This window comes from Sphingobium sp. KCTC 72723 (genome assembly GCF_014280435.1).
GTDB lineage: Bacteria > Pseudomonadota > Alphaproteobacteria > Sphingomonadales > Sphingomonadaceae > Sphingobium.
On sequence record NZ_CP060388.1, the window covers coordinates 1,881,627 to 1,902,576 of the forward strand.

The following is a 20,950-nucleotide window of genomic DNA, read 5'->3' on the forward strand; positions in this document are numbered from 1 at the left end:
GGCGACTACCAACCGGCTCTGTATGTCAGGCTTTGGTCTTTTCTTCGGTCGTGGTCGTGGCATCCTGTTCAGGCACGCGCTGACCCTCGATCCGCGTGGCAGGCTTGGCCGGCGTCACGTCGTCATCGTCGGCCATGCCCTTTTTGAAGCTCTTGATACCCTTGGCCACGTCACCCATCAGGCCGGAAATCCGGCCGCCGCCAAACAGCAGCATGACGACCAGGAGTACGATCACCCAGTGCATCAGCGAGAAGGAACCCATGATAATATACTCCAGTAAGGCAGCCTATCTAGGCTACATCCTCGTCACTTTCCAGAACGGATTGGCCGCCCATACCCTCCAGCGCCAAATCGACGGGGTCCAGCAGCCCGGCGGCGCGCAGATCGTCGATTCCCGGCAGGTCACGGCGGCTGCTAAGCCCGAAATGTGACAGAAAATCTACGGTCGTGGCGTAGATGAGTGGACGGCCCGGCACTTCGCGGCGTCCCGCTGGCCGCGCCCAGCCCGCTTCCATCAGCACGTCCAGCGTCCCCTTGGCGACCTGAACACCCCGGATCGCCTCTATTTCCGCCCGGCTGACCGGCTCATGATAGGCAATGATCGCCAGCGTCTCCATCGCCGCGCGCGACAATTTGCGCGGCTCGTCCTTTTCCCGGCGCAAAATGTGGGCCAGGTCCGCCGCCGTCTGAAAATGCCAGCGCCCGCCGCGCTCGACCAGATTGATGCCGCGCCCGGCATAATGATCGGCCAGCATCGCCAGCGCGGCGGACAAATTTCCCCCGTCGCCGACATGCAGCCGCAATTCCGCCGGGGCCAGCGGCGCTTCGGCCACGAACAAGGCCGCCTCCACCGCGCGCAGGAAATCGTCCGGCTCCTCGCTCATGCCCCTGCCTCCCCGCTATCGCCTGCACGCAGATAGATCGGCGCGAAAATCTCGTCCTGCCGCATTTCCAGCCGCCCCTGCCGCGCCAGTTCCAGCGCCGCGACGAAACTGCTCGCCAGTGCCGACTTCGCCTTGGGCATGTCCAGATGATCGGGCAAAAACGCTTCCAGCCGGGTCCATTCGATCGCCGTCCCTACCAGCGCGCCGACCCGCCGGATCGCCTCGTCCAGCGTCATCACCGGCCGCCGCGCGATAGTGTGAACCACCGGGCGGGTGCGCGCGCGAATCTGGCCATAGGTCTGGATCAGGTCATAGAGGCTGGCGCGCCATTGCGCCTTCTTGACCAGCCGCAGCCCTTCGGGTTTGCGCCGCACGAACACGTCGCGCCCCACCCGGTCGCGCGCCATCAGCCGCGCCGACGCATCGCGCATCGCGTGCAGCCGCTGAAGCCGTAATTGCAGCCGCAAAGCCATATCCTCCGGGCTGGGTTCATCCTGCTCCTGACGCGGCAGCAGCAGCCCGGACTTGAGATAAGCCAGCCACGCCGCCATCACCAGATAGTCCGCCGCCAGTTCCAGCTTCACCTGCTGCGCGCCGTCGATGAAATCCAGATATTGCTCGGTCAGCGCGAGGATGGAAATCTCACGCAAATCCACCTTCTGCGCCCGCGCCAGGCTCAGCAACAGGTCAAGCGGCCCCTCCCAGCTATCGAAACTGACGGTCAGCGTATCGACGGCAGGAATGGCCGGCGGATCAAACAGATCGTCCACCTTACATCCTCCCCCTTAAGGGGAGGGGGACCGCCAGCGTAGCTGGTGGTGGAGGGGTATCGCCCACTCGATAGCAGAACACCCCTCCACCACTTCGTGGTCCCCCTCCCCTTGCAGGGGAGGATTTTTCAGTAGCCCCGCTCAAGCCACCACCAGCCCCAGCAACGTGTCGCGCGTCGCCAGCAATTCCTCCAGCAACGGCTGATCCCCGCCCCGCACCACGCTGGCCATCGCCCGGTCCAGCCGCGCCCGGCCTGCCGCGCTGATTTCCGGCAACGCCTGCGCAATGCCGACCATATCGTCCATGCGCCCCCAACAATTGAGCGCCAGGTCGCATCCCGCCGCGACCACCCCCGCCGCCAGATCAGGAATAGCGCCGTTCAGCGCCTTCATGTCCAGATCGTCCGACATCAACAGCCCATCAAAGCCGATCCGCTGCCGGATAATTTCCTCGATGATCGTGGGCGACAGGCTGGCCGGGCGGTCAGCGTCCCATGCAGTATAGACGACATGCGCCGTCATCCCCATCGGCGCGCTGTTCAGCGTGCGGAACGGCGCAAGGTCGGTTTCCAGCGCATTGAGGTTGGCGTCCACCACCGGCAAGTGCAGATGGCTGTCCACGAGCGCCCGGCCATGGCCCGGCATATGCTTGACGATGCCGACCACGCCGCCATCGGCCAGCCCCTCCAGCGTCGCCCGGCCCAACGCCGCCACCCGCATCGGATCGGCCCCCAGCGTCCGGTCGCCCATGATGTCGCTCGCGCCCTCCTGCCGCACGTCCAGTAACGGCAGCGCATCGACCGTGATGCCGACTTCGGCCAACGTCAGCGCAATCGCCCGCGCATTGGCCCGCGCCGCCGCGATCGCGCTGGACGGGGCAAGATCATAGAGGCGATCGAACACAGCGCCCGGCGGAAAAGCGGGCCACACCGGCGGCTGCATCCGCGCCACCCGGCCACCCTCCTGGTCGATCATGATCAACAAGTCGTCGCGCCCGTGCAGGTCGCGCAGCGCATCGGTCAATGCCCGCAATTGCGCCCAATCAGCGATATTGCGCCTGAACATTATATAGCCCGCAGGCTGCGCCTCACGGAAAAAAGCGCGCTCGTCAGCGGTCAGGGTTTCGCCGGAAAGGCCGAAGATAACGGGTTTCATGCGCGTGATGGTAGCGACGCACGCGCCCCCTGTCGAAGGTCTTGAGAATGATTTTTCATTCTCCCTCCCTCTCCCCTAAAGGGAAGAGAGAAACAGCTTCGTCAGTTGACCACCAGGCAACTCTCGCCCGCTACCTTCAACTTGCCGCATATCGTCCCGGCCTGCCCCCCGGCGGTGGCGCGCAGGCGATAGACGGTGCCGCCGCCAACCTCGGCCGGTTCCACTGTCATGGCCAGCGGCGCAAGGTAAGCGAAGCGCTTGGACAATTTCGTCCATGCGTCCTTCGCGCCCGACGCGCTGCCATAGGCACCCAACTGGATCATCGCGCCGCCGCTGGCCGCCTTGGCCGCGACGGCGGGTTTGGCACTGGTTTCGTCCGTGACATGGGCCGTCACGCTCTGCGCAGGCTTGGCGGGAACCGCAGGCTTGGCGGATGCAGGCGCAGGCGCGGTCTTGGTGATCGGCGCTTCAGGCACGCGGCTGGGGTCGATACGCCCGTCGCGCAGCACGCCTTCGCTCGCAGCAAAACTGGCGTCGCCTTCGCCGTCGAACTTCTTGGCGTCGGCCTCATTGGCGGCGATCTTGTAATTGTCGATCGGCGCGGGGATGATCTTGCCTTCATCCACGCCGCCGTTGCCATTGCGGTTCTGCGCCCACCACACGCCAGCGACCACGGCCCCGATCAACACCAGACCCAGCAGGATCAGACCAAGCAGCCGCAACGGCGAGATGCGATCATCCTCGCCCTCCTCGACCGCCGGTTCCAGCCAGGGCAGCCGATCCTCATCCTCGAAATCGAGCCGGTCCCGCCCCCCGTCCCGCCCATAGTCGCCCATCGTCAGAACACTCCGCCTTCTACTGTAACTCGGTCAGTGCGACCACGCCCATCAGGGCCAGCCCGTTGCGGATGATCTGCCCTATTCCCGCGCTCAAGAAAAGCCGCGCCGATGTGATCGCCGGATCCTCGGTCAGGATGACGCGCGCGCGCGGATCGTCATTGCCCATATTCCACCAGCCATGGAACGCGGACGCCAAGTCATTGAGATAGAAGGCAATCCGGTGTGGCTCGCGCGCCTGCGCCGCGCCATCGACCACGCGCGGGAACTGCGCCGCCAGCTTGACGATGGCCAGCTCCGCCGTCCCAAGAAGGGACAGGTCGGGCGCGGGCAGGTCAATCCCGGCCTCCTGCGCCTTGCGGCCGAGCGAGGAAATGCGCGCATGGGCATATTGCACATAGAATACCGGATTGTCCTTCGACGCTTCCACCACCTTGGCAAAGTCGAAATCCATCTGCGCGTCGGCCTTGCGCGTCAGCATGGTGAAGCGGACGACATCCTTGCCGACTTCACCGACAACATCGGCCAGCGTGACGAAATTGCCCGCCCGCTTGGACATTTTCACCGGCTCGCCATCGCGCAGCAGGCGCACCATCTGAATGAGCTTTACATCGAACCGCGCCTTGCCCTCCGTCAGCGCCGCGACCGCCGCCTGGATGCGCTTGACCGTGCCTGCATGGTCCGCCCCCCAGATGTCGATCAACTGGTCGGCCGATTGCGCCTTCTGGTAATGATAGGCCATGTCCGCGCCGAAATAGGTCCAGCTGCCGTTGGACTTCTTGATCGGCCGGTCCTGATCGTCGCCAAATTTGGTCGACCGGAACAAAGGCAGTTCCACTGGCTCCCAATCGTCGGGCAACTCTCCCTTGGGCGCTTCCAGCACGCCGTCATAGACCAGATCCTGCGCGCGCAGCCACGCTTCGGCCTGCTCCGGCTTCCCCGCCGCCTGCAATTCGGCTTCGGACGAGAACACATCATGCCGAATGCCCAGCAGCGCCAGGTCGGCGCGGATCATGTCCATCATCTTCGCCACGGCAAAGGTGCGGAAGGTGACGAGCCAGTCGCCTTCCGGCGCATCGACGAAACGGTCGCCATATTCGGCGGCCAATGCCTGCCCTACCGACACCAGATAATCGCCGGGATACAGGCCTTCGGGAATGGCGATCGTCTCGCCCAGCGCCTCGCGGTAACGCAGATGCGCCGACTGGGCGAGGACATCGACCTGCCCCCCCGCATCGTTGATATAATATTCGCGGATCACCTTATGCCCGGCATATTCCAGCAGCGTGGCGAGCGCGTCGCCCACCACTGCGCCCCGGCAATGGCCCATATGCATGGGTCCGGTCGGGTTGGCCGACACATATTCGACATTGACGGTGATGCCCTGGCCGAAATCGGACCGGCCATAATCGGCGGCGTCTGCGTGGATCGCGGCCAGTTCCGCCCGCCATGTCGCATCGGTCAGCGTCATGTTGATGAAGCCGGGACCAGCGATCGACGCGCTCGCCACCCCCTCGATCGCCTGCAATTTCGCAACGATCGCTTCGGCAAGGGCGCGCGGATTGGTGCCAGCGGGCTTTGCCAGCACCATCGCAGCATTGGTCGCCATGTCGCCATGCGACGGATCGCGTGGCGGCTCGACCGTTACAGGTTTGCGGTTGAGGCCAGCAGGCAGGACGCCATCAACCTCCAGTGCATCCAGCACAGCGTCGAGATGAGCGGTAAAACGGGTATAGAGAGACACGGGGCGAACTTTCCTACAAGTCCCGTTCGCCCTGAGCCTGTCGAAGGGCTGCTCTTTTCTTCAAGAAGTGCAGGGCTTCGACACGCTCAGCCCGAACGGACAAAACGAGCTGACTTCAACGAGTCGCGTTATAGCGCAACTGGTCCTGGGTCAGGTTGAACCCGACCAGCAATTCAAAACTGGTGCGCTGCAAAGCGGCCTTCACGTCGGGCTGGGCGAACGGGTCAATCGCGGCGTCGGCATCACCGGCCTTGCGCTTCTGCGTGATCTTCTGCTGAATCTCGGCGGGCAGGCTGGCCGCCGACTTCTCGACATAGCTACCCGCCTTTGCCTGCGTGCTGGTGCGATATTCGCCCGCCGCAAAGTTCAGCGTCACCTCCCCCAGCCGCTTGGCGACGATGGCATTGCCGCCGCGCACCACGGCGGAGAAATAGGGCAAGGTCACCTGCCGCGCGGCGCTGGCGTCACGACGGCGCGCGCTGACGGTGAAGGTCGCTTCGGTATAATATTGCGCCCCGTCCGCGCAGGTGGAGCGCAGGTCGGTGATGTTGGCGACCACGTCGATCGCCGCCGCGTCGCGGCTGGACGCGGGGTCGAATAACGTGATGTCGCCGGTCTGCGCGGGGATAGCCGCCGTCGGGCAAGCGGAACGCACCGCAACGATGCCGCCGGTCGCGTCGATTTCGCCCCGGCGCGAACAGCCCGCCAGGGTCAGGGCCAGCATGGCAGTCAGGGCGATACGAGACAGGCTGATGTTCCTTGGCACAGACAGTTATTCCTTGGCATGGCCCACCGGCCAGGATCGTGGCGCTTTCCTTATCCATCCCCCGCCCCGCGCGCAACCGCAAGGACATAGCTTTCATCGCCCCCTTTCTTCGCGCGCGACATTGTCCTAAGCGGCTGGGCATGATCCAGCCTGCCGACACCCGCCCGCCCATGACCCTGCTGATCGCCGCGCCGCGCGGCTTTTGCGCCGGGGTCGACCGCGCGATCATCATCGTGGAAAAGGCGATCGAGGCCTATGGCGCGCCAGTCTATGTCCGCCATGAAATCGTCCATAACAAATATGTGGTGGACAGTTTGAAGGCGAAGGGCGCGATCTTCGTGGAGGAACTGGATCAGGTGCCGGACGGCGTGCCGGTGGTCTTTTCCGCCCATGGCGTGCCAAAAGCGGTCCCGGCCAAGGCGGAAGAACGCGGCCTCTCCTATCTCGACGCCACATGCCCGCTGGTCAGCAAAGTGCATCGCCAAGCCGAACGGCAGGTCGAACTGGGCCGCCACATCCTGTTTATCGGGCATAAGGGGCATCCCGAAGTCATCGGCACCTTCGGTCAGGTGCCGGACGGCAACATGACGCTGATCGAAACGGTCGAGGATGCCGAGGCGTTTGCGCCGGCCGATCCCGACAATCTCGCTTTTCTGACCCAGACCACATTGTCGGTGGATGATACCGCCGCCATCGTTGCCACGCTGCTGCGCCGTTTCCCCACCATCGCCGCGCCCAAGGGGGAGGATATCTGCTACGCCACTTCCAACCGGCAAACCTCGGTCAAGGCGATCGCCCCACGCTGTCAGGCGCTCTATGTCATCGGCGCACCCAATAGCTCCAATTCGCTGCGGCTGGTCGAAGTCGCCGAACGCGAAGGCACCCCCGCCCGCCTGATCCAGCGCGCCGACGAAATCGACTTCGACTGGCTGGCCGGGGTCACGACGCTGGGCCTGACCGCCGGTGCTTCCGCCCCGGAAATATTGGTGCGCGAAGTAGTGAGCGCCATCGCCACTCGCTTCACTGTGACGGAGGAGCAGGTCGAAACCGCGCGGGAGAATATCTCCTTCAAACTGCCCCGTGGGCTGGAAACCGCCTGAGCCATGGCCGTCTACACCCACGTTCCCGCCGAAGAGATCGACGCTTTCCTCACCCGTTATGATGCTGGCCGCCTCGTATCGGCCAAGGGCATTGCCGAGGGGGTGGAGAATAGTAATTACCTGCTCGAAACCACCGGCCATGACGGGTCGGGTCATCGCTACATCCTCACTCTCTATGAAAAGCGGGTGGATGAGGCCGACCTGCCCTTCTTCATGGACCTGCTCGATCATCTGGGCGCGCGCGGCTGCCTCGTCCCCCGCTTCATTGCCGACCGCGATGGCCAGCGACTCCAGATGCTCGCCGGTCGCCCTGCCTGCCTGATCGAATTTCTCACCGGCATTTCCGTCACCGAACCCACCCCGGCGCAGGCACGCGCGACCGGCGCGGCGCTGGGCGAACTGCACCGCGCGGCGGCGGGGTTCGCCAGGACACGCCCCAACACGCTCGACAAGGCAGGCTGGCACGATCTGGCGCGCAAATGCGGCGATGATTTCGACCAGATTGCGCCCGGCCTTGGCGCACGGGTTACGCAGGAACTGGCGTATCTCGACGCGCACTGGCCCGCCGACCTGCCCCGATCGGTCATCCATGCCGACCTGTTCCCCGACAATGTGCTGATGCTGGGGGATCGGGTCACCGGCCTCATCGACTTTTATTTCAGCTGCACCGACATTCGCGCCTACGACCTGGCCGTCACCCACAGCGCCTGGGTATTCAGCAATGACGGCGCGACCTTCTTTGCCGACCGCGCAGCGGCGCTGGGCGCGGGCTATGGGGAGGCGCATGGCCTGACCGACGCCGAACGTGCGGCCTTCCCCATCCTGTGCCGTGGCGCGGCGTTGCGCTTCCTGCTCACCCGCGCCTATGACTGGATCAACACGCCGCCCGACGCGATGGTGACGCGCAAGGATCCGCTCGCCTATCTGCGCCGCCTCGATTTCTACGCCAGCGCCAACCCGGCCGAGTTGCTGGGCGCATGAGCGACACCCCAACAGTCGATATTTTCACCGATGGCGCGTGCAAGGGCAATCCTGGTCCCGGCGGCTGGGGCGCGGTGCTGCGCTTTGGCGAAACCGAAAAGGAATTGTCGGGCGGCGAGCCGCAGACGACCAACAACCGCATGGAAATGATGGCCGCGGTCGAGGCGCTCAACGCGCTGAAAAAGCCGTGCCGCGTGACCATCCATACCGACAGCAAATATGTGATGGACGGCATCACCAAATGGGTGATCGGCTGGCAGAAAAAGGGCTGGCGCACCGCCGACAACAAGCCGGTCAAGAATGTCGAAATCTGGCAAGCCCTGCTCGCCGCCGCCGCGCCGCACAAAGTCAGCTGGAAATGGGTCAAGGGCCATGCCGGCCACCCCGAAAACGAACGTGCCGACCGCCTCGCCAGCGCAGCGGCGGATCGGTTCCGGGCTTAAAATTCATCCGTCATGCCAGCGCAGGCTGGCATCTCAGGCGACAGCGCGCGACGTCGGGGCAGCACTACGCCTTACCCTCGCTGCCACCGCCTGTCACCCCAGCCTACGCTGGGGTGACAGTTGAGGGCCACCTCACTCCGCTTCTTCAATCTCCGCGCCCGGCCCGTTCTTCAGCACCGATTCGATCGCATTCTTCGCGCCTGCCTTGCTGGCATAGCCTTCGGTCCAGAAAATCACTTCGCTATTATATTTGAACTTGGCGACGAACTCGCCCGCCTTGTTCTTCTCGATCACGAACTTGTGCGCCATTTTCGGTCCTTCCAGAGTCGTTCCGCTATCGAAACCGGGTCGGAGAATAAGCAGCCGTATCGATCCCCGCAACGCTTTCCGGCATCGCTTCCCCCCCTATCAGCGCGGCGGCCAGCAACGCAGCGGCAGGCGCGGTCTGGATGCCAAAACCACCCTGCCCCGCAAACCAGAAAAAGCCCGGCGCATCGCGATCAAAGCCATAGACCGGCGCACGATCGGGCGCAAAGCTGCGCAACCCTGCCCATTTATGCTCGACCGCCGCGACCGGCCAGTCGACCACGCTTTCGAACCGCGCAATCGCCTCCGCCACCGCCATCTCCTCCGGCGCACTGTCGCAGGGTGGCGACGGTTCCTCGTCATGCGGGGTCAGCCAAATGCGCCCCGCCCCTTCCGGCTTGAAGTAGAATTGCGCCGCCAGATCCATGATCAGCGGCAAGTCGGGCGATGGCAGCCCCGGCACCCGCAACTGCGCCACCGTCCGCCGCAGCGGCCTGATCCCGATCGGCGCGACCCCGCACGCCCGCGCTACTTCATCGGCCCACGCCCCCGCCGCATTGACCAGCAGCCCGCACGACAAGGCGCCCTCGCGCGTCTCCACGCGCCAGCCGCCGCCCTCGCCCCGCGCTGCGTCCAGCCGCGTCGCCGTCCGCACTTCCCCGCCAAGCCGACGGAAGCGCCGCAAATAGGCCTGATGCAGCGCCGCTACATCAATGTCCTGGCAACTCGCCTCCATCACGCCGATGGTCCAGCCCGACCGCAACCCCGGCACGATCGTCGCGGGATCGACCGGCTGCAAATCCACCTTGCCCGCAAATTCGGCCAGCAGCGCGTCGCGCCGCCCCTCATCCCCCGCCCGCCCGATATGCAGCGTGCGGCGCGGCGACAGGAAACTGCCATGGTGGAAATCCGGGTCCGGCGCGCTCAGCAACGGTCCCGACGCGCTCGTCAGCGGCTGGACGATCGCCCCGCCATAGCTTTCCTCCCAGAAAGCGACCGACCGCCCGGTGGCATGATAGCCCGCGCGATCCTCCATCTCCAAAATCACGACGCGCGCATGGGCGGCCAGCTCCGCACCCAGGCTGGCCCCTGCGATGCCGCCGCCGACAATGACGATATCGGGGTAACTCAACCGGCAACCTCATCCAGAAAAGCGTCGATCCGGCGCAGCGCGTCCAGCCGCACGCCGTCCGTCTCGCGCAATATTTCATGCGCTGCCTCGCGCCCATAGACGTGCAACCGGGCATTGGGAATATGCGCGGCGATCCGCCGGATTGCGGGCGTCGATACCAGTTGATCCGCGCGCGTCGCCAATATCAGCACCGGCACCGCAATCCGCGCGACCGCCGCCTCGCCCAACGCCTGCGTCGAATCGAGCGCTTGGCGCACCCAGTTCCAGCTTGGCGGACCCAGCGCGATGTCGCGGCTATGGTCGCGCCACCATAATTCGTCGGCATAACGGTCCGGGTCATGCGTCAATCGCTTTTGCCGCATCCGCCGCTGCCGCTCCGAATCCTTCTTCTGCGTCCATGCCTGCCGCGCGCCCCGGCCCAGCCGCACCATCATGCGCGCCACCAGCACTGCCAGCCATCGCGGCAACGGCGCGCTATGCAGGCCCAGCATCGGCGCAACCGCCACGGCGGCATCGGGCGGCGGCATTCCTTCGGCCAGCGCGCGCAGCAACATATGCCCGCCCATGCTGTGGCCCAGCATCGCCGTCGGTCCGCTTCCCTGCCCGCGCCACTCCGCCGCCAGCGCGTTCAGGTCCGCGATCCAGTCGGCAAAATCGCCGATATGGCCGGTCATCGGGTCATCGGTCAGCCGCCCCGATCCGCCCTGCCCGCGCCAGTCGAACGTCGTGACCGCCCATCCCCGCGCCGCCCAATGGTGCATCACCTCCAGATATTTTTCGATCATGTCGCCGCGCCCGCCCAGCAGCAACATCCGCCCGCGCGTCCCATCCCCCAACATGTAGCGGCGAATCGGCCAGCCATCGGGCGCGGTCCAATAGTCCATCCGACCGCCCATCGGCCAGGCGCGCCGATCCAGCATCGGCATATCGGAGGCAAAGTCAGGGGAAAGGGGCGAATCCATCAGGGGCATGGTTACGATTTGGTAAGCCATCGGGTCTAGGGTCCAATGCCATGTTGGGGGATTATTTCAGGTTGGCGCTGATTTGCGCCCTGGGTGCATCGCTGATCGCTGCGGCGATCACGGACCTGCGTTCGCGCATCATTTCCAACCGATTGAACCTTGTCATCGCGGCGCTCGCGCCGCTGTGGTGGGTCGCCTGCGGGCTGGACCTGTGGCCGGGCATGGCCGTGCAATTGCTGGTCGGTGCTGCTGTATTCGTCCTGTTCGCCGCGCTATTTGCCATTGGCATGATGGGCGGCGGCGACGTGAAGCTGCTTGGCGCGCTGGCGCTGTGGTTTCCGTGGCAGGCGGTGGTGTCGCTGATCGTGCTGATGGCGCTGCTGGGCGGCGTGGTCACGCTGGTCACTGTCATCCATCACCGGATGAGCCGACGGCTGGGTCAGCCCGAAATCCCCTATGGCATCGCCATCTCGCTCGCGGCCATGTGGCTGCTTGGCGAACGATATCTTAACCAATTTGCGTAATGAGTAGCTGCACTAAGGCCAATGCTGGAACCAGTGTAGCCGCTTGAGGGAGGCGAATTTCGTCATGGATGCTAAGAAGATCGTGCTGCTGGTGGGGGCGCTTATTATAGCGGTCACTACAGCCTTGCTTGCGCGCAGCATGTTGAGTTCGTCCGGCGCGCCGCAGGTGAACGCTGCGGCGATGCCAGTGGAGGCTGACCAGCCCCATGTGCTGGTCGCGACCAAGGCGTTGCCGGTCGGCACCATCCTCGACGCGGAAAGTTTCCGCTTCCAGCCCTGGCCCAAGGATCTGATCGAACAGGCCTATTATCTCAAGGGTCAGGCTGATCCCCTGAAACTGGCGGGCAGCGTCGTGCGCACCGCCATTTCGGCTGGCCAGCCACTGACGCAGGGTGGCCTGGTAAAGCCGGGCGATCGCGGCTTCCTGGCGGCGGCGCTTGGCGCGGGGATGCGGGCCGTCACCGTCCCTGTCTCGGCACAGAGTTCGGTCGCAGGCTTCGTCTTTCCCGGCGACCGCATCGACCTTGTCCTGACGCAAAGCGTTGCAGGCGGCGGCGAAGGCGAAGCGCTCAAAGTGTCCGAAACCATCCTGCGCAACCTGCGCGTGCTGGCCACCGATCAGCGCATGGATGCGATGGGCGCGGACGGCAAGCCGGAGATTCGCACCTATTCCAACGTCACGATCGAAGTGACGCCCAAGATCGCCGAAAAGATCGCAGTCGCCCAGACCATCGGCTCGCTGTCCATGTCGCTGCGGTCGCTGGCCGACACTGCGTCCGAACTGGATGCGGCGATTGCCGGCACCGACGTAGACCTGCCCGATGGCGCCAGCCCGAACGCGGAAAAGGCGATCATCGCCAAGCTCGCCTCGCGCCCTGTCGATCGCGGCTCCACCTACTCCACCGGCGCCGACGTCTCGCGCTACCAGCGCAGCTCCGTCCCCGCCAAGGCAGACGCACAGAGCGCACCGATGATGGCCGCCACCGGCGCGCAGATCACAGCGCCGGTCGCTTTCAAAGGCCCGGTGATCCGCGTCGCACGCGGCACCAACGTGACCGAAGTTCCGGTCGGGGGGAAGTAAGATGAACAGGATGCACAAGGTCGCCGGACCTGCAATCGCCATCGGCCTGGCCCTCGCCACTGCCATGGTCCCCGGCACCGCGCTCAACGCGGCTCCCTCCAGCCAGCAGGACAATGCGATCCTGATGTCGGTCGGCGGCAGCCGGGTCATCAACCTGTCGGGCAAGATGTCCGACGTGGTGATCGGCAACCCCGATGTGGTGGACGTCCACGTCCGTTCGCAGAACCAGCTTTACCTGATCGCCAAGAAAGGCGGCGAAAGCACCGTTTTCGCGACCGCCCCCGATGGCAAGGTGCTGTTTTCCGGCAATGTGCGCGTCGGCAACAACCTGACCAGCATCGACGACATGCTGCGCCTCGCCATGCCCGGCGCGAACATCGCGGTGAACAAGATGAACGGCATGGTCCTGCTGACCGGCACGATCCCCGCACCCGAAGACGCTGCCGAAGCCGAACGGCTGACGCAGGCTTTCGTCGGCAAGGAAACGACTGTGGTCAGCCGCCTGCGCACGGCAACCCCCTTGCAGGTCATGCTGCAAGTCAAGATTTCCGAAGTCACCAAGGACATCGGCCACAAGATCGGCACGAATTTCGCCAGCGTCGATGGCCCTCGTTTTGGCGGCAATGTCGGCGGCGGCACCCGGAATTTTGCCGACTATACACGCGGCACCGATGCCGAACCCGGCTACTGGACCTTCAACAACCCTACTGACGGTGGATATAGCTTGGGTGGCGTAGCACGTCTGCTGGGCATGGACGTCGCCGGCGCACTGGACCTGGCCGAATCAAGCGGCCTTGCCACCACATTGGCACAGCCCAACCTGACCGCCTTGTCGGGCGAAACCGCCAGCTTCCTGGCAGGCGGCGAATATCCCTACACGGTCAGCAACGGCACGCAGGGTAACAGCATCGAATTCAAGCAATATGGCGTGCAACTGGCCTTCACGCCCACCGTGCTGGCCGATGGCCGCATTTCGCTGCGCGTCCGCCCGACCGTGTCCAGCCTCGACTTCTCGGTCAATTCCAGCATCCCCGCGCTCAAGAGCCGCACTGCCGAAACCACGGTGGAACTGGGTTCGGGTCAGGCCTTCATGATCGCGGGTCTGCTGAACAATGAAACCAGCAATGGCATCAACAAGGTGCCGGGCATCGGCAACCTGCCGATTTTGGGCAGCCTGTTCAAATCGCGCCAGTTTCAGCGCAACGAAACCGAACTGGTCATCGTCATCACCCCCTATCTGGTAAAGCCGGTGAACGCATCGGACGTGCGCCTGCCGACCGACGGCTATCGTAACGCCAATGTCGGCCAGGGGCTGTTCCTGCAACAGGGCAGCGACGGGATCAGCGGCGCGCAAGGCGCAAAGCCGACCCGCGCACCCGGATCGCCCATGCCCGTGACGCCCGGCCCGCAGGCGTCCGGCGCCCTGCCCGCCGTCGCCAACCGCGACGGGGCGAAGCGTTCGGCCAAATCGGGTGCCGCCGCTCCCGGCTTCAGCTTCTGACGGAAGGACCGACCACATGACCTATCTGTCCCGCAAAATACTGGCCCCGCTGGCCATCCTCGCCCTCCCGCTCGGCGGCTGCGTCACCGACAAGCCCAACCGCAGCGTCGATTCGGTGCATCAGCCCGTCGTCAGCTACGCTGCCTACACGTTCGACGTGCAGACCGGATCGGACGGTACCCTGTCCGTCTATGAAGGCCGTCGGCTCAACGACTGGTTCGCCTCGATCGGCCTTGGCTATGGCGATCAGGTCGCGATCGTATCCGACGCGGGCTATTACAACCCGGCGGTCCGCGAAGGCATCGCCGATGTCGTGGCCCGCCACGGCCTGCTGGTCAGCGACGACGGATCGGCTGCTGCCGGTGCTGCGCCGCAAGGGGCCGTGCGCCTGATCGTGCGCCGTGCCACGGCCAGCGTGCCGGGCTGCCCCGACTGGAGCAGCACGCAGGAAACCGACATGAACCTGGCCACATCCTCCAATTTCGGATGCGCCGCCAACAGCAATCTGGCCGCCATGGTCGCCAATCCCGAAGATCTGGTGCGCGGTCAGGGCAATGATAGCGCGCTGCGCACCGCCACGTCGAACCGCGCCATTTCCACCTATCGGGAAAAGACGCCGACCGGGGCTGGTGAACTGAAACAGATCACCGCCGGCGCCGCAGGAGGGCAATGATATGAACGCACCCTGGAAACCCGGCGCAGGCGGTCCGCGCGATCCGTTCCACGCCTTCGTCTGCGACGACCACAGCTTCGACCTGGTCCGCGCGGTCGCTTCCGAACTCGGCTGGGCGCCCGAAAAGGTGAACAAGGGCGGGATGCGCAATGCGGTCCAGAGCCTGTCGATCACCGCGTCGCCCCAGATCCTGTTCGTGGACATGTCCGAAAGCGGTGATCCGCTCAACGACATCAACAGCCTGGCCGAAGTGTGCGAACCCGGCACCGTCGTCATCGCGGCGGGGCAAGTCAATGACGTGCGCCTCTATCGCGATCTCGTTGCCAGCGGCATTCAGGACTATCTGCTCAAACCCTTTGGCGCGGACCAGTTGCGCGACGCCCTGGCGCAGGCGCAGGCCGTATTCATGGCCCCGCGCGACGCAGCGCCAGAACGCCCGCACATGACCGTTGCCGTCATCGGCACGCGCGGCGGCGTGGGCGCGTCCAGCATCGCCACCTCGCTGGCGTGGATGCTTTCGGAAAAGAAGAAGCGCCCGACCGCGCTGCTCGACCTCGACGTGCATTTCGGCACCAACGCGCTGGCGCTGGATCTGGAACCGGGCCGTGGCCTGACCGACGCGATCGAAAATCCCAGCCGCATCGACGGGCTGTTCATCGAACGCGCGATGGTGCGCGCCAGCGATACGCTGGCCATCCTGTCGGCCGAAGCACCGATCAGCCAGCCGATGATGACCGATGGCGGCGCTTTCTACCAGTTGCTGGAAGAATTCCGCCTCGCCTTCGAATGCAGCGTCATCGACCTGCCGCGCAACATGCTGATCCAGCATCCGCATCTGATGACCGATGCGCATGTCACGCTGATCGTCACCGAATTGACGCTGGCATCGGCACGCGACACCATCCGCCTTCTGTCCTGGCTCAAAAGCAATGCCCCGCAGTCGCGCGTGCTGGTGGTCGCCAACCGCGTCCACCCCGGATCGCCGGAAATCAGCCGCAAGGATTTCGAAACCTCGATCGAGCGCAAGGTCGACATCCTCATTCCGTTCGACCTGCGCATCGCGGCGCAGGCGGCAAAGCTGGGCAAGACACTCGCCGAAACGGCCAAGGGCAGCAAGGTCGGCGCGGCCTGCGCCCTGATGCTGGACCATGTGCTGGGCGCGGCGGTAGCGGCGGCGGAAGACGCGCCAGAGGGCAAGGCCGCTGCGAAAAAGGGCGATTCGCTCCTCGGCAAGATCGACTTCCGCAAGATGATCCCGGCACGGCGCAAGGACAAGGTGGCCGCACTGGACGACTAGGACCGTCGGATACGCAGGCAGGCGACAAGGAACAGGCGACAACAAATGGACGGCAATTTCATCCTGATAACGGTGCTGATGGCGACCCTGCTGGGGCTGGCCGTGGTGGCGTTTGCCGGTCCTTCGCCGGAAAAGGCGCGCAAGCGCCGCGTCGCCATGATCCGTGGCCGCCACAGCGAATCGGCCGAAGCACTGCTGGAAGCGCGGATGCGCAAGGCGATTTCCAATCGCGCCACCGGCATCGAGGCCAAGATGCTGGTGTCGCTGATCCCCAACCCCGAAAATCTGACCAAACGGATCAAGATGACGGGGAAGAAGTGGACGCTCAGCCAGTATATGACGGGCAGCGCGATGCTGTTCCTGGGGATTACCTCCTTGCTGATGCTGCGCGGCTTTCCCTTTCTGATGGCGCTGATGATGGGCCTGGCCGCCGGACTTGGCCTGCCCCACTGGTGGGTCGGCCGCCTAATCAAGAAGCGGATCGGCAAGTTCAACGCCAAATTCCCCGACGCGCTGGAACTGCTGACGCGCGGCCTGCGCTCCGGCCTGCCCATCGCCGAAACGCTGGGCATCGTGTCGAGCGAAATTCCAGGCCCGGTGGGCGAGGAATTCAAGCTCATCACCGAACGGATCAAGATCGGCAAGACGATGGAGCAGGCGCTTCAGGAAACGGCCGATCGCCTCGGCACGCCGGAATTTCAGTTTTTCGTCATAACCCTGTCGATTCAGCGGGAAACCGGCGGCAACCTTGCCGAAACCCTGTCGAACCTGGCCACCGTGCTGCGCCAGCGTGCGCAGATGAAGCTGAAAATCCGCGCCATGTCCTCGGAATCCAAGGCATCGGCCTATATCATCGGCGCGCTGCCCTTCCTCGTGTTCGGCATGATCAGCTACATCAACTTCACTTATATGAGTCCCTTCTACACGCCTGATCCGGCGGGGATTTTCGGACTGTCGCTGATGCAGGTCATTGGCATTGGGGGCTTTTGCTGGATGGGCATCGGTGCCTTCATCATGGCCCAGATGGTCAATTTCGAAATCTGATCGGCAGGGAGAGAAAAAATGGACGCCCCTACCCCCGCCGGCACCTTGTTCGGCATGACCGCAACCGATTTCGGCACGCTGCTGGCCGCGCTGGCGACGCTGGCCATGCTGTTCGCGCTCTACGCCGTCATGACGGTGCGCGACCCCATGGCCAAGCGCGTCAAGGCGCTGAACGACCGGCGTGAACAGTTGAAGGCGGGCATCACCGCATCGACCGCCAAGCGCCGCGCCAAACTGGTCCAGCGCAACCAGACGACGGACCATATGCGGTCCTTCCTCTCCAGCCTGAAAGTGTTGCAGGACGACCAGCTCAAGGACGCGCAGATCCGCCTGGCACAGGCGGGCATCCGGTCGAAGGACATGGCCGTCGCCGTCATCTTCGGTCGCATGATCATGCCGATCGTCATTGGCGGCGCGGCGGCGATCCTGCTGTACGGCGTGGGCATCCAGCCCGAATGGGGTCCGCTCAAGCGCTTTTTCGCCTTCGCTGTCGCGCTGCTGCTGGCCTATAAGGCGCCCGACATCTTCATCGACAACAAGGTGCAGAAACGCGCCGCCGCCATTCGCAAGGGGCTGCCCGACGCACTCGACCTTCTGGTCATCTGCGCCGAAGCGGGCCTGACCGTCGACGCGGCCTTCAACCGCTGCGCCCGCGAACTGGGCAAGGCTTACCCCGAACTGGGTGACGAATTTCAGCTGACCGCCATCGAACTCAGCTTTCTGACCGAACGGCGCATGGCATTCGAAAACCTGGCCACCCGCGTCAAGCTGGACGCGGTCAAGGGCGTGGTCACGACCATGATCCAGACCGAAAAATACGGCACGCCGCTCGCCTCCGCGCTGCGCGTGCTATCGGCCGAATTTCGCCACGAACGCATGATGCGCGCGGAAGAAAAGGCCGCCCGCCTGCCCGCCATCATGACCGTGCCGTTGATCCTGTTCATTCTGCCGACCCTGTTCGTCGTCATTCTGGGTCCGGCCGCCTGTTCGATCAGCACCGCTTTCTAAAGGTTGGAGAGAGGGACGACGCGCTTGCCGTAGCGTCGCCCGGAAAGCCGCCCGCCCCGCCGGAAAAAGGCGGTGGCGGGCGGCTTTTTTCCTGCTTATCCTCCGGCCAAAGAACAGGAGAATGGATCGCATGAAACGCGCTGCCCTCGCTTTGGCTATATTTGCCGCCACCACCGCCCTTCCCGCGCTGGCGGCCCAGCCGGTCACCGGTCGCTGGTCCACTGTGGATGGCAAGGCGATCGTCCACATCGCCCCCTGCGGCAAACAATTGTGTGGCAAGATCGAACGGATCGTAAAGCCAACGCCGGGCCGTCCCCATACCGACATCAACAATGCCGACCCCGCACTGCGCGACCGCCCGCTGGTCGGCCTCGGCCTGCTGACCGGCTTTTCCGAAGCGGGCGACTTGTGGAAGGGGACGATCTACGACCCGGAAAGCGGCAAGAGCTACACGTCCAAAGTCAGCCGCAACGCCAATGGCACGCTCAAGGTGCAGGGCTGCATCGCCTTCTTCTGCAAGACCCAGACCTGGACGCCCCTGCGCTAAAACGCACAACGCCCCGGCCTTGCGACCGGGGCGTTGCCCTATCCCGAAACCCGAAAGATCAGGCCGCCTTGCGCGCCTTGTTCAGCTTCTTCATCAACATGTCGCGTTTCAGCCGCGACAGATGGTCGATGAACAAAACCCCTTCCAGATGATCCATTTCATGCTGAAGGCAAGTGGCCAGCAGCCCGTCAATCTGCTCCTCATGGATGCGGCCATCACGGTCCATCCAGCTGGCACGGACCGACGCCGGGCGCTCCACCTCGGCATATTGCTCCGGCACAGACAGGCACCCTTCATTATAGACTGCCATGTCCTGCGACCCGGACAGGATTTCCGGGTTGATGAACACCATCGGCTTCCTGACTGGCGGCGCATCTTCCTCGTCCGTCTCCGGTTCCTGAAGATCCATCACCAGCACACGCTTGGGAACGCCGACCTGAATCGCGGCCAGGCCGATGCCCGGCGCGTCATACATCGTCTCGAACATATCGTCGATCAGGCGTTGCAGGTCCGCGTCGATCGCCTCGACCGGCGTCGAAATGGTGCGCAGGCGCGGATCGGGCGCCTCAAGGATAGGAAGAATAGCCATATCATCCTAAAATAGACGGAATGCCGCCCCATTTCAAGCTATCGGCTTCACCCCACTGGCCGCCGCGCGCGCAATGCCTGCGCCAGCGTGCCTTCGTCCAGATAGTCCAGTTCCCCGCCCACCGGCACGCCATGGGCCAGTTGGGTCAGGCGGATGGGAAAACGCTCCAGCCGCTCGGCCAGATAATGAGCCGTCGTCTGCCCCTCCAGCGTGGCATTCATCGCCAGCACCACTTCGTCGATCCCGCCCAGTTCCAGCCGGGCGACCAGCGCGTCGATGGTCAGATCCTCCGGCCTTATCCCTTCCAGCGCGGACAATCGCCCGCCCAGCACATGGAAACGGCCGGGGAACAGCCGCGACTTGTCCAGCGCCCACAAGTCCGCCACATCCTCCACCACGCACAGCGCCCGCCCGTCGCGGCGCGGGTCCGCACACACGCCGCACGGGTTGACCGTATCGACATTGCCGCATGTATCGCACGTCACCAGCCGTTCGTTCACCGCCTCCAGCGCGCGCAGCAACGGAGCCATCGCGCCGTCGCGTTTCTTGATGAGGTGCAACACCGCCCGCCGCGCCGAACGCGGCCCAAGACCGGGGAGCCGGGACAGCGCCTGCGTCAGCGCTTCTATCTCTGGGGATGCCATGGAACCGAGATAGGGGGTTGCAAGTCGTCCCGACAAGAGGTTTGAGCAAGCTATGCGTATTATCTACATGGGCACCCCTGATTTCGCCGTCCCCGCGCTCGATGCGCTGGCAAAGGCGGGCCACGCCATCGTCGCGGTCTACAGCCAGCCGCCCCGCCCAGCCGGACGCGGCAAGGCGCTGCGCCCCTCCCCGGTCCATCAGCGCGCGCAGGACATGGGAATAGAGGTCCGCACGCCCGTATCGCTGAAAGACGCCGACGTGCAGGCCGCCTTCGCCGCGCTCGACGCCGATATCGCAGTGGTCGCCGCTTATGGTCTTATTCTGCCGCGCGCGATCCTCGCCATGCCGCGCCATGGCTGCATGAACATCCACGCCTCGCTGCTGCCGCGCTGGCGCGGGGCCGCGCCGATCCAGCGAGCGATCCTCGCGGGCGACAATGTTACCGGCGTCACCATCATGGACATGGAGGCAGGCCTCGACACTGGCCCGATGCGCGCCAAATATGTCACCCCGATCGAGGACAAGACCGCCGGCACCCTGACCGCCGAACTGGCGCAGGCGGGTGCGGACCTGATGGTCGAGGTGCTGGACGACATCGCCCTGCATCCACCGATGGCCCAGCCGGACGAAGGCGTCACCTACGCGGCCAAGATCGACAAGCCCGAAGCGCGGATCGACTTCACCCATAGCGCGCAACAGGTCGAACGGCAGGTCCGCGCCTTCAATCCCGCGCCCGGTGCTTTCTTCGTCTATGGCAGCGAACGCTTCCGCATCCTGTCCGCCCATATCGAACATCATGGCGGGGAAGCAGGTATGCTGCTGGACGACAGCCTGCTGATCGGCTGCGGCCATGACGCGATCCGCCCCACGCTTATCCAGCGCGCGGGCAAGGGCGCAATGACGCCGGGCGAATTGCTCAACGGTTTTGCCATGCCCGCCGGAAGCCATGTGGATGACTGAAC

Annotated in this window: 24 protein-coding genes; 12 read left to right on the forward strand and 12 right to left on the reverse strand. The window is 64.5% G+C overall.

What is annotated here, in order from left to right; translation table 11 throughout:
* Window positions 1-25: 25 nt before the first annotated feature.
* From SPBM01_RS09315 to SPBM01_RS09345, 7 genes are all read right to left on the reverse strand, one after another.
* The gene (locus tag SPBM01_RS09315) at window positions 26-262 is read right to left on the reverse strand and encodes a twin-arginine translocase TatA/TatE family subunit (RefSeq protein ID WP_188065226.1); all 237 of its coding nucleotides are present in this window, start codon (window positions 260-262) and stop codon (window positions 26-28) included.
* Between the two features lie 28 nt (window positions 263-290).
* Window positions 291-884 carry an SMC-Scp complex subunit ScpB gene (gene scpB, locus SPBM01_RS09320; protein ID WP_188065227.1) on the reverse strand — a complete coding sequence of 198 codons (594 nt, stop codon included), beginning with the start codon at window positions 882-884 and terminating at the stop codon, window positions 291-293.
* Window positions 881-1,654: a segregation and condensation protein A gene (locus tag SPBM01_RS09325; protein WP_188065228.1), complete on the reverse strand. Its 774-nt coding sequence runs from the start codon at window positions 1,652-1,654 to the stop codon at window positions 881-883. The genes scpB and SPBM01_RS09325 overlap by 4 nt, the downstream gene beginning before the upstream one ends.
* Window positions 1,655-1,795: 141 nt before the next feature.
* On the reverse strand, window positions 1,796-2,809 hold the full coding sequence (gene nagZ / locus SPBM01_RS09330) for a beta-N-acetylhexosaminidase (RefSeq protein WP_188065229.1): 1,014 nt from the start codon (window positions 2,807-2,809) through the stop codon (window positions 1,796-1,798).
* A gap of 101 nt (window positions 2,810-2,910) precedes the next feature.
* Window positions 2,911-3,645, reverse strand: coding sequence for an SPOR domain-containing protein (locus tag SPBM01_RS09335; RefSeq protein WP_188065230.1), 735 nt, complete (start codon window positions 3,643-3,645; stop codon window positions 2,911-2,913).
* Window positions 3,646-3,664: 19 nt separating this feature from the next.
* The gene (gene argS, locus SPBM01_RS09340) at window positions 3,665-5,389 is read right to left on the reverse strand and encodes an arginine--tRNA ligase (RefSeq protein WP_188065231.1); all 1,725 of its coding nucleotides are present in this window, start codon (window positions 5,387-5,389) and stop codon (window positions 3,665-3,667) included.
* Window positions 5,390-5,504: 115 nt separating this feature from the next.
* The gene (locus SPBM01_RS09345; protein WP_188065232.1) at window positions 5,505-6,113 is read right to left on the reverse strand and encodes a hypothetical protein; all 609 of its coding nucleotides are present in this window, start codon (window positions 6,111-6,113) and stop codon (window positions 5,505-5,507) included.
* 182 nt (window positions 6,114-6,295) lie between these two features.
* On the opposite strand from SPBM01_RS09345, the gene ispH reads away from it, so the two are divergent.
* From ispH to rnhA, 3 genes are read left to right on the forward strand one after another with little or no spacing between them, the layout of a single operon-like run.
* Window positions 6,296-7,255: a 4-hydroxy-3-methylbut-2-enyl diphosphate reductase gene (gene ispH / locus SPBM01_RS09350; protein ID WP_188065233.1), complete on the forward strand. Its 960-nt coding sequence runs from the start codon at window positions 6,296-6,298 to the stop codon at window positions 7,253-7,255.
* 3 nt (window positions 7,256-7,258) lie between these two features.
* Window positions 7,259-8,236 carry a homoserine kinase gene (gene thrB, locus SPBM01_RS09355; protein WP_188065234.1) on the forward strand — a complete coding sequence of 326 codons (978 nt, stop codon included), beginning with the start codon at window positions 7,259-7,261 and terminating at the stop codon, window positions 8,234-8,236.
* Window positions 8,233-8,679, forward strand: a complete 447-nt coding sequence (rnhA, locus tag SPBM01_RS09360; RefSeq protein WP_188065235.1) for a ribonuclease HI — start codon at window positions 8,233-8,235, stop codon at window positions 8,677-8,679. Before thrB ends, rnhA begins: the two co-directional genes overlap by 4 nt.
* A 132-nt stretch (window positions 8,680-8,811) precedes the next feature.
* Here the strand turns inward: rnhA and SPBM01_RS09365 are convergent, their stop codons facing one another.
* The 3 genes from SPBM01_RS09365 to SPBM01_RS09375 are packed head-to-tail and all read right to left on the reverse strand — an operon-like array spanning window position 8,812 to window position 11,079.
* Window positions 8,812-8,988 (reverse strand): YegP family protein, encoded by a 177-nt coding sequence (locus SPBM01_RS09365; protein ID WP_188065236.1) that lies wholly within the window; start codon window positions 8,986-8,988, stop codon window positions 8,812-8,814.
* Between the two features lie 25 nt (window positions 8,989-9,013).
* On the reverse strand, window positions 9,014-10,117 hold the full coding sequence (locus SPBM01_RS09370) for an NAD(P)/FAD-dependent oxidoreductase (protein ID WP_188065237.1): 1,104 nt from the start codon (window positions 10,115-10,117) through the stop codon (window positions 9,014-9,016).
* Complete coding sequence (locus SPBM01_RS09375; protein ID WP_188065238.1) at window positions 10,114-11,079, reverse strand: alpha/beta fold hydrolase; 966 nt, start codon at window positions 11,077-11,079, stop codon at window positions 10,114-10,116. Before SPBM01_RS09375 ends, SPBM01_RS09370 begins: the two co-directional genes overlap by 4 nt.
* Before the next feature lie 50 nt (window positions 11,080-11,129).
* Between SPBM01_RS09375 and SPBM01_RS09380 the strand changes: the two genes are divergently transcribed.
* The 8 genes from SPBM01_RS09380 (at window position 11,130) to SPBM01_RS09415 (ending at window position 18,754) form a co-directional block, all read left to right on the forward strand.
* On the forward strand, window positions 11,130-11,603 hold the full coding sequence (locus SPBM01_RS09380) for a prepilin peptidase (protein ID WP_188065239.1): 474 nt from the start codon (window positions 11,130-11,132) through the stop codon (window positions 11,601-11,603).
* Between the two features lie 64 nt (window positions 11,604-11,667).
* The gene (gene cpaB, locus SPBM01_RS09385; protein ID WP_188065240.1) at window positions 11,668-12,684 is read left to right on the forward strand and encodes a Flp pilus assembly protein CpaB; all 1,017 of its coding nucleotides are present in this window, start codon (window positions 11,668-11,670) and stop codon (window positions 12,682-12,684) included.
* A 10-nt stretch (window positions 12,685-12,694) separates the two neighbouring features.
* Window positions 12,695-14,185 carry a type II and III secretion system protein family protein gene (locus tag SPBM01_RS09390; protein ID WP_410483053.1) on the forward strand — a complete coding sequence of 497 codons (1,491 nt, stop codon included), beginning with the start codon at window positions 12,695-12,697 and terminating at the stop codon, window positions 14,183-14,185.
* Between the two features lie 16 nt (window positions 14,186-14,201).
* Window positions 14,202-14,858, forward strand: coding sequence for a CpaD family pilus assembly protein (locus SPBM01_RS09395; protein WP_188065242.1), 657 nt, complete (start codon window positions 14,202-14,204; stop codon window positions 14,856-14,858).
* 1 nt (window position 14,859) lies between these two features.
* On the forward strand, window positions 14,860-16,155 hold the full coding sequence (locus SPBM01_RS09400; protein WP_188065243.1) for a pilus assembly protein CpaE: 1,296 nt from the start codon (window positions 14,860-14,862) through the stop codon (window positions 16,153-16,155).
* Between the two features lie 45 nt (window positions 16,156-16,200).
* Window positions 16,201-17,199, forward strand: coding sequence for a type II secretion system F family protein (locus SPBM01_RS09405; protein WP_188065244.1), 999 nt, complete (start codon window positions 16,201-16,203; stop codon window positions 17,197-17,199).
* 18 nt (window positions 17,200-17,217) lie between these two features.
* Entirely contained in the window at window positions 17,218-18,207 is a 990-nt protein-coding gene (locus SPBM01_RS09410) for a type II secretion system F family protein (RefSeq protein ID WP_188065245.1), read from the forward strand.
* Window positions 18,208-18,337: 130 nt separating this feature from the next.
* Window positions 18,338-18,754: a DUF2147 domain-containing protein gene (locus SPBM01_RS09415; protein WP_188065246.1), complete on the forward strand. Its 417-nt coding sequence runs from the start codon at window positions 18,338-18,340 to the stop codon at window positions 18,752-18,754.
* Between the two features lie 58 nt (window positions 18,755-18,812).
* On the opposite strand, the gene def is transcribed toward SPBM01_RS09415, so the two are convergent.
* Entirely contained in the window at window positions 18,813-19,343 is a 531-nt protein-coding gene (gene def, locus SPBM01_RS09420) for a peptide deformylase (protein WP_188065247.1), read from the reverse strand.
* Window positions 19,344-19,390: 47 nt separating this feature from the next.
* On the reverse strand, window positions 19,391-19,987 hold the full coding sequence (gene recR, locus SPBM01_RS09425) for a recombination mediator RecR (RefSeq protein ID WP_188065248.1): 597 nt from the start codon (window positions 19,985-19,987) through the stop codon (window positions 19,391-19,393).
* 52 nt (window positions 19,988-20,039) lie between these two features.
* Here recR and fmt point away from each other — a divergent pair, with 52 nt between their 5' ends.
* Entirely contained in the window at window positions 20,040-20,948 is a 909-nt protein-coding gene (gene fmt / locus SPBM01_RS09430; RefSeq protein WP_188065249.1) for a methionyl-tRNA formyltransferase, read from the forward strand.
* The last annotated feature ends 2 nt before the right edge of the window (window positions 20,949-20,950 follow it).

Bases quoted from the DNA above. Each gene is read 5' to 3' on its own strand.
- SPBM01_RS09410 (WP_188065245.1), top strand. From the start codon at position 17,218: ATGGACGCCCCTACCCCCGCCGGCACCTTGTTCGGCATGACCGCAACC.
- SPBM01_RS09415 (WP_188065246.1), top strand. From the start codon at position 18,338: ATGAAACGCGCTGCCCTCGCTTTGGCTATATTTGCCGCCACCACCGCC.
- fmt (WP_188065249.1), top strand. From the start codon at position 20,040: ATGCGTATTATCTACATGGGCACCCCTGATTTCGCCGTCCCCGCGCTC.
- def (WP_188065247.1), bottom strand. From the start codon at position 19,343: ATGGCTATTCTTCCTATCCTTGAGGCGCCCGATCCGCGCCTGCGCACC.
- SPBM01_RS09375 (WP_188065238.1), bottom strand. From the start codon at position 11,079: ATGGATTCGCCCCTTTCCCCTGACTTTGCCTCCGATATGCCGATGCTG.
- SPBM01_RS09390 (WP_410483053.1), top strand. From the start codon at position 12,695: ATGCACAAGGTCGCCGGACCTGCAATCGCCATCGGCCTGGCCCTCGCC.
- ispH (WP_188065233.1), top strand. From the start codon at position 6,296: ATGATCCAGCCTGCCGACACCCGCCCGCCCATGACCCTGCTGATCGCC.
- SPBM01_RS09395 (WP_188065242.1), top strand. From the start codon at position 14,202: ATGACCTATCTGTCCCGCAAAATACTGGCCCCGCTGGCCATCCTCGCC.
- SPBM01_RS09345 (WP_188065232.1), bottom strand. From the start codon at position 6,113: ATGCTGGCCCTGACCCTGGCGGGCTGTTCGCGCCGGGGCGAAATCGAC.
- SPBM01_RS09400 (WP_188065243.1), top strand. From the start codon at position 14,860: ATGAACGCACCCTGGAAACCCGGCGCAGGCGGTCCGCGCGATCCGTTC.
- SPBM01_RS09365 (WP_188065236.1), bottom strand. From the start codon at position 8,988: ATGGCGCACAAGTTCGTGATCGAGAAGAACAAGGCGGGCGAGTTCGTC.
- SPBM01_RS09405 (WP_188065244.1), top strand. From the start codon at position 16,201: ATGGACGGCAATTTCATCCTGATAACGGTGCTGATGGCGACCCTGCTG.
- scpB (WP_188065227.1), bottom strand. From the start codon at position 884: ATGAGCGAGGAGCCGGACGATTTCCTGCGCGCGGTGGAGGCGGCCTTG.
- thrB (WP_188065234.1), top strand. From the start codon at position 7,259: ATGGCCGTCTACACCCACGTTCCCGCCGAAGAGATCGACGCTTTCCTC.
- cpaB (WP_188065240.1), top strand. From the start codon at position 11,668: ATGGATGCTAAGAAGATCGTGCTGCTGGTGGGGGCGCTTATTATAGCG.
- nagZ (WP_188065229.1), bottom strand. From the start codon at position 2,809: ATGAAACCCGTTATCTTCGGCCTTTCCGGCGAAACCCTGACCGCTGAC.
- SPBM01_RS09315 (WP_188065226.1), bottom strand. From the start codon at position 262: ATGGGTTCCTTCTCGCTGATGCACTGGGTGATCGTACTCCTGGTCGTC.
- rnhA (WP_188065235.1), top strand. From the start codon at position 8,233: ATGAGCGACACCCCAACAGTCGATATTTTCACCGATGGCGCGTGCAAG.
- SPBM01_RS09335 (WP_188065230.1), bottom strand. From the start codon at position 3,645: ATGGGCGACTATGGGCGGGACGGGGGGCGGGACCGGCTCGATTTCGAG.
- SPBM01_RS09380 (WP_188065239.1), top strand. From the start codon at position 11,130: ATGTTGGGGGATTATTTCAGGTTGGCGCTGATTTGCGCCCTGGGTGCA.
- recR (WP_188065248.1), bottom strand. From the start codon at position 19,987: ATGGCATCCCCAGAGATAGAAGCGCTGACGCAGGCGCTGTCCCGGCTC.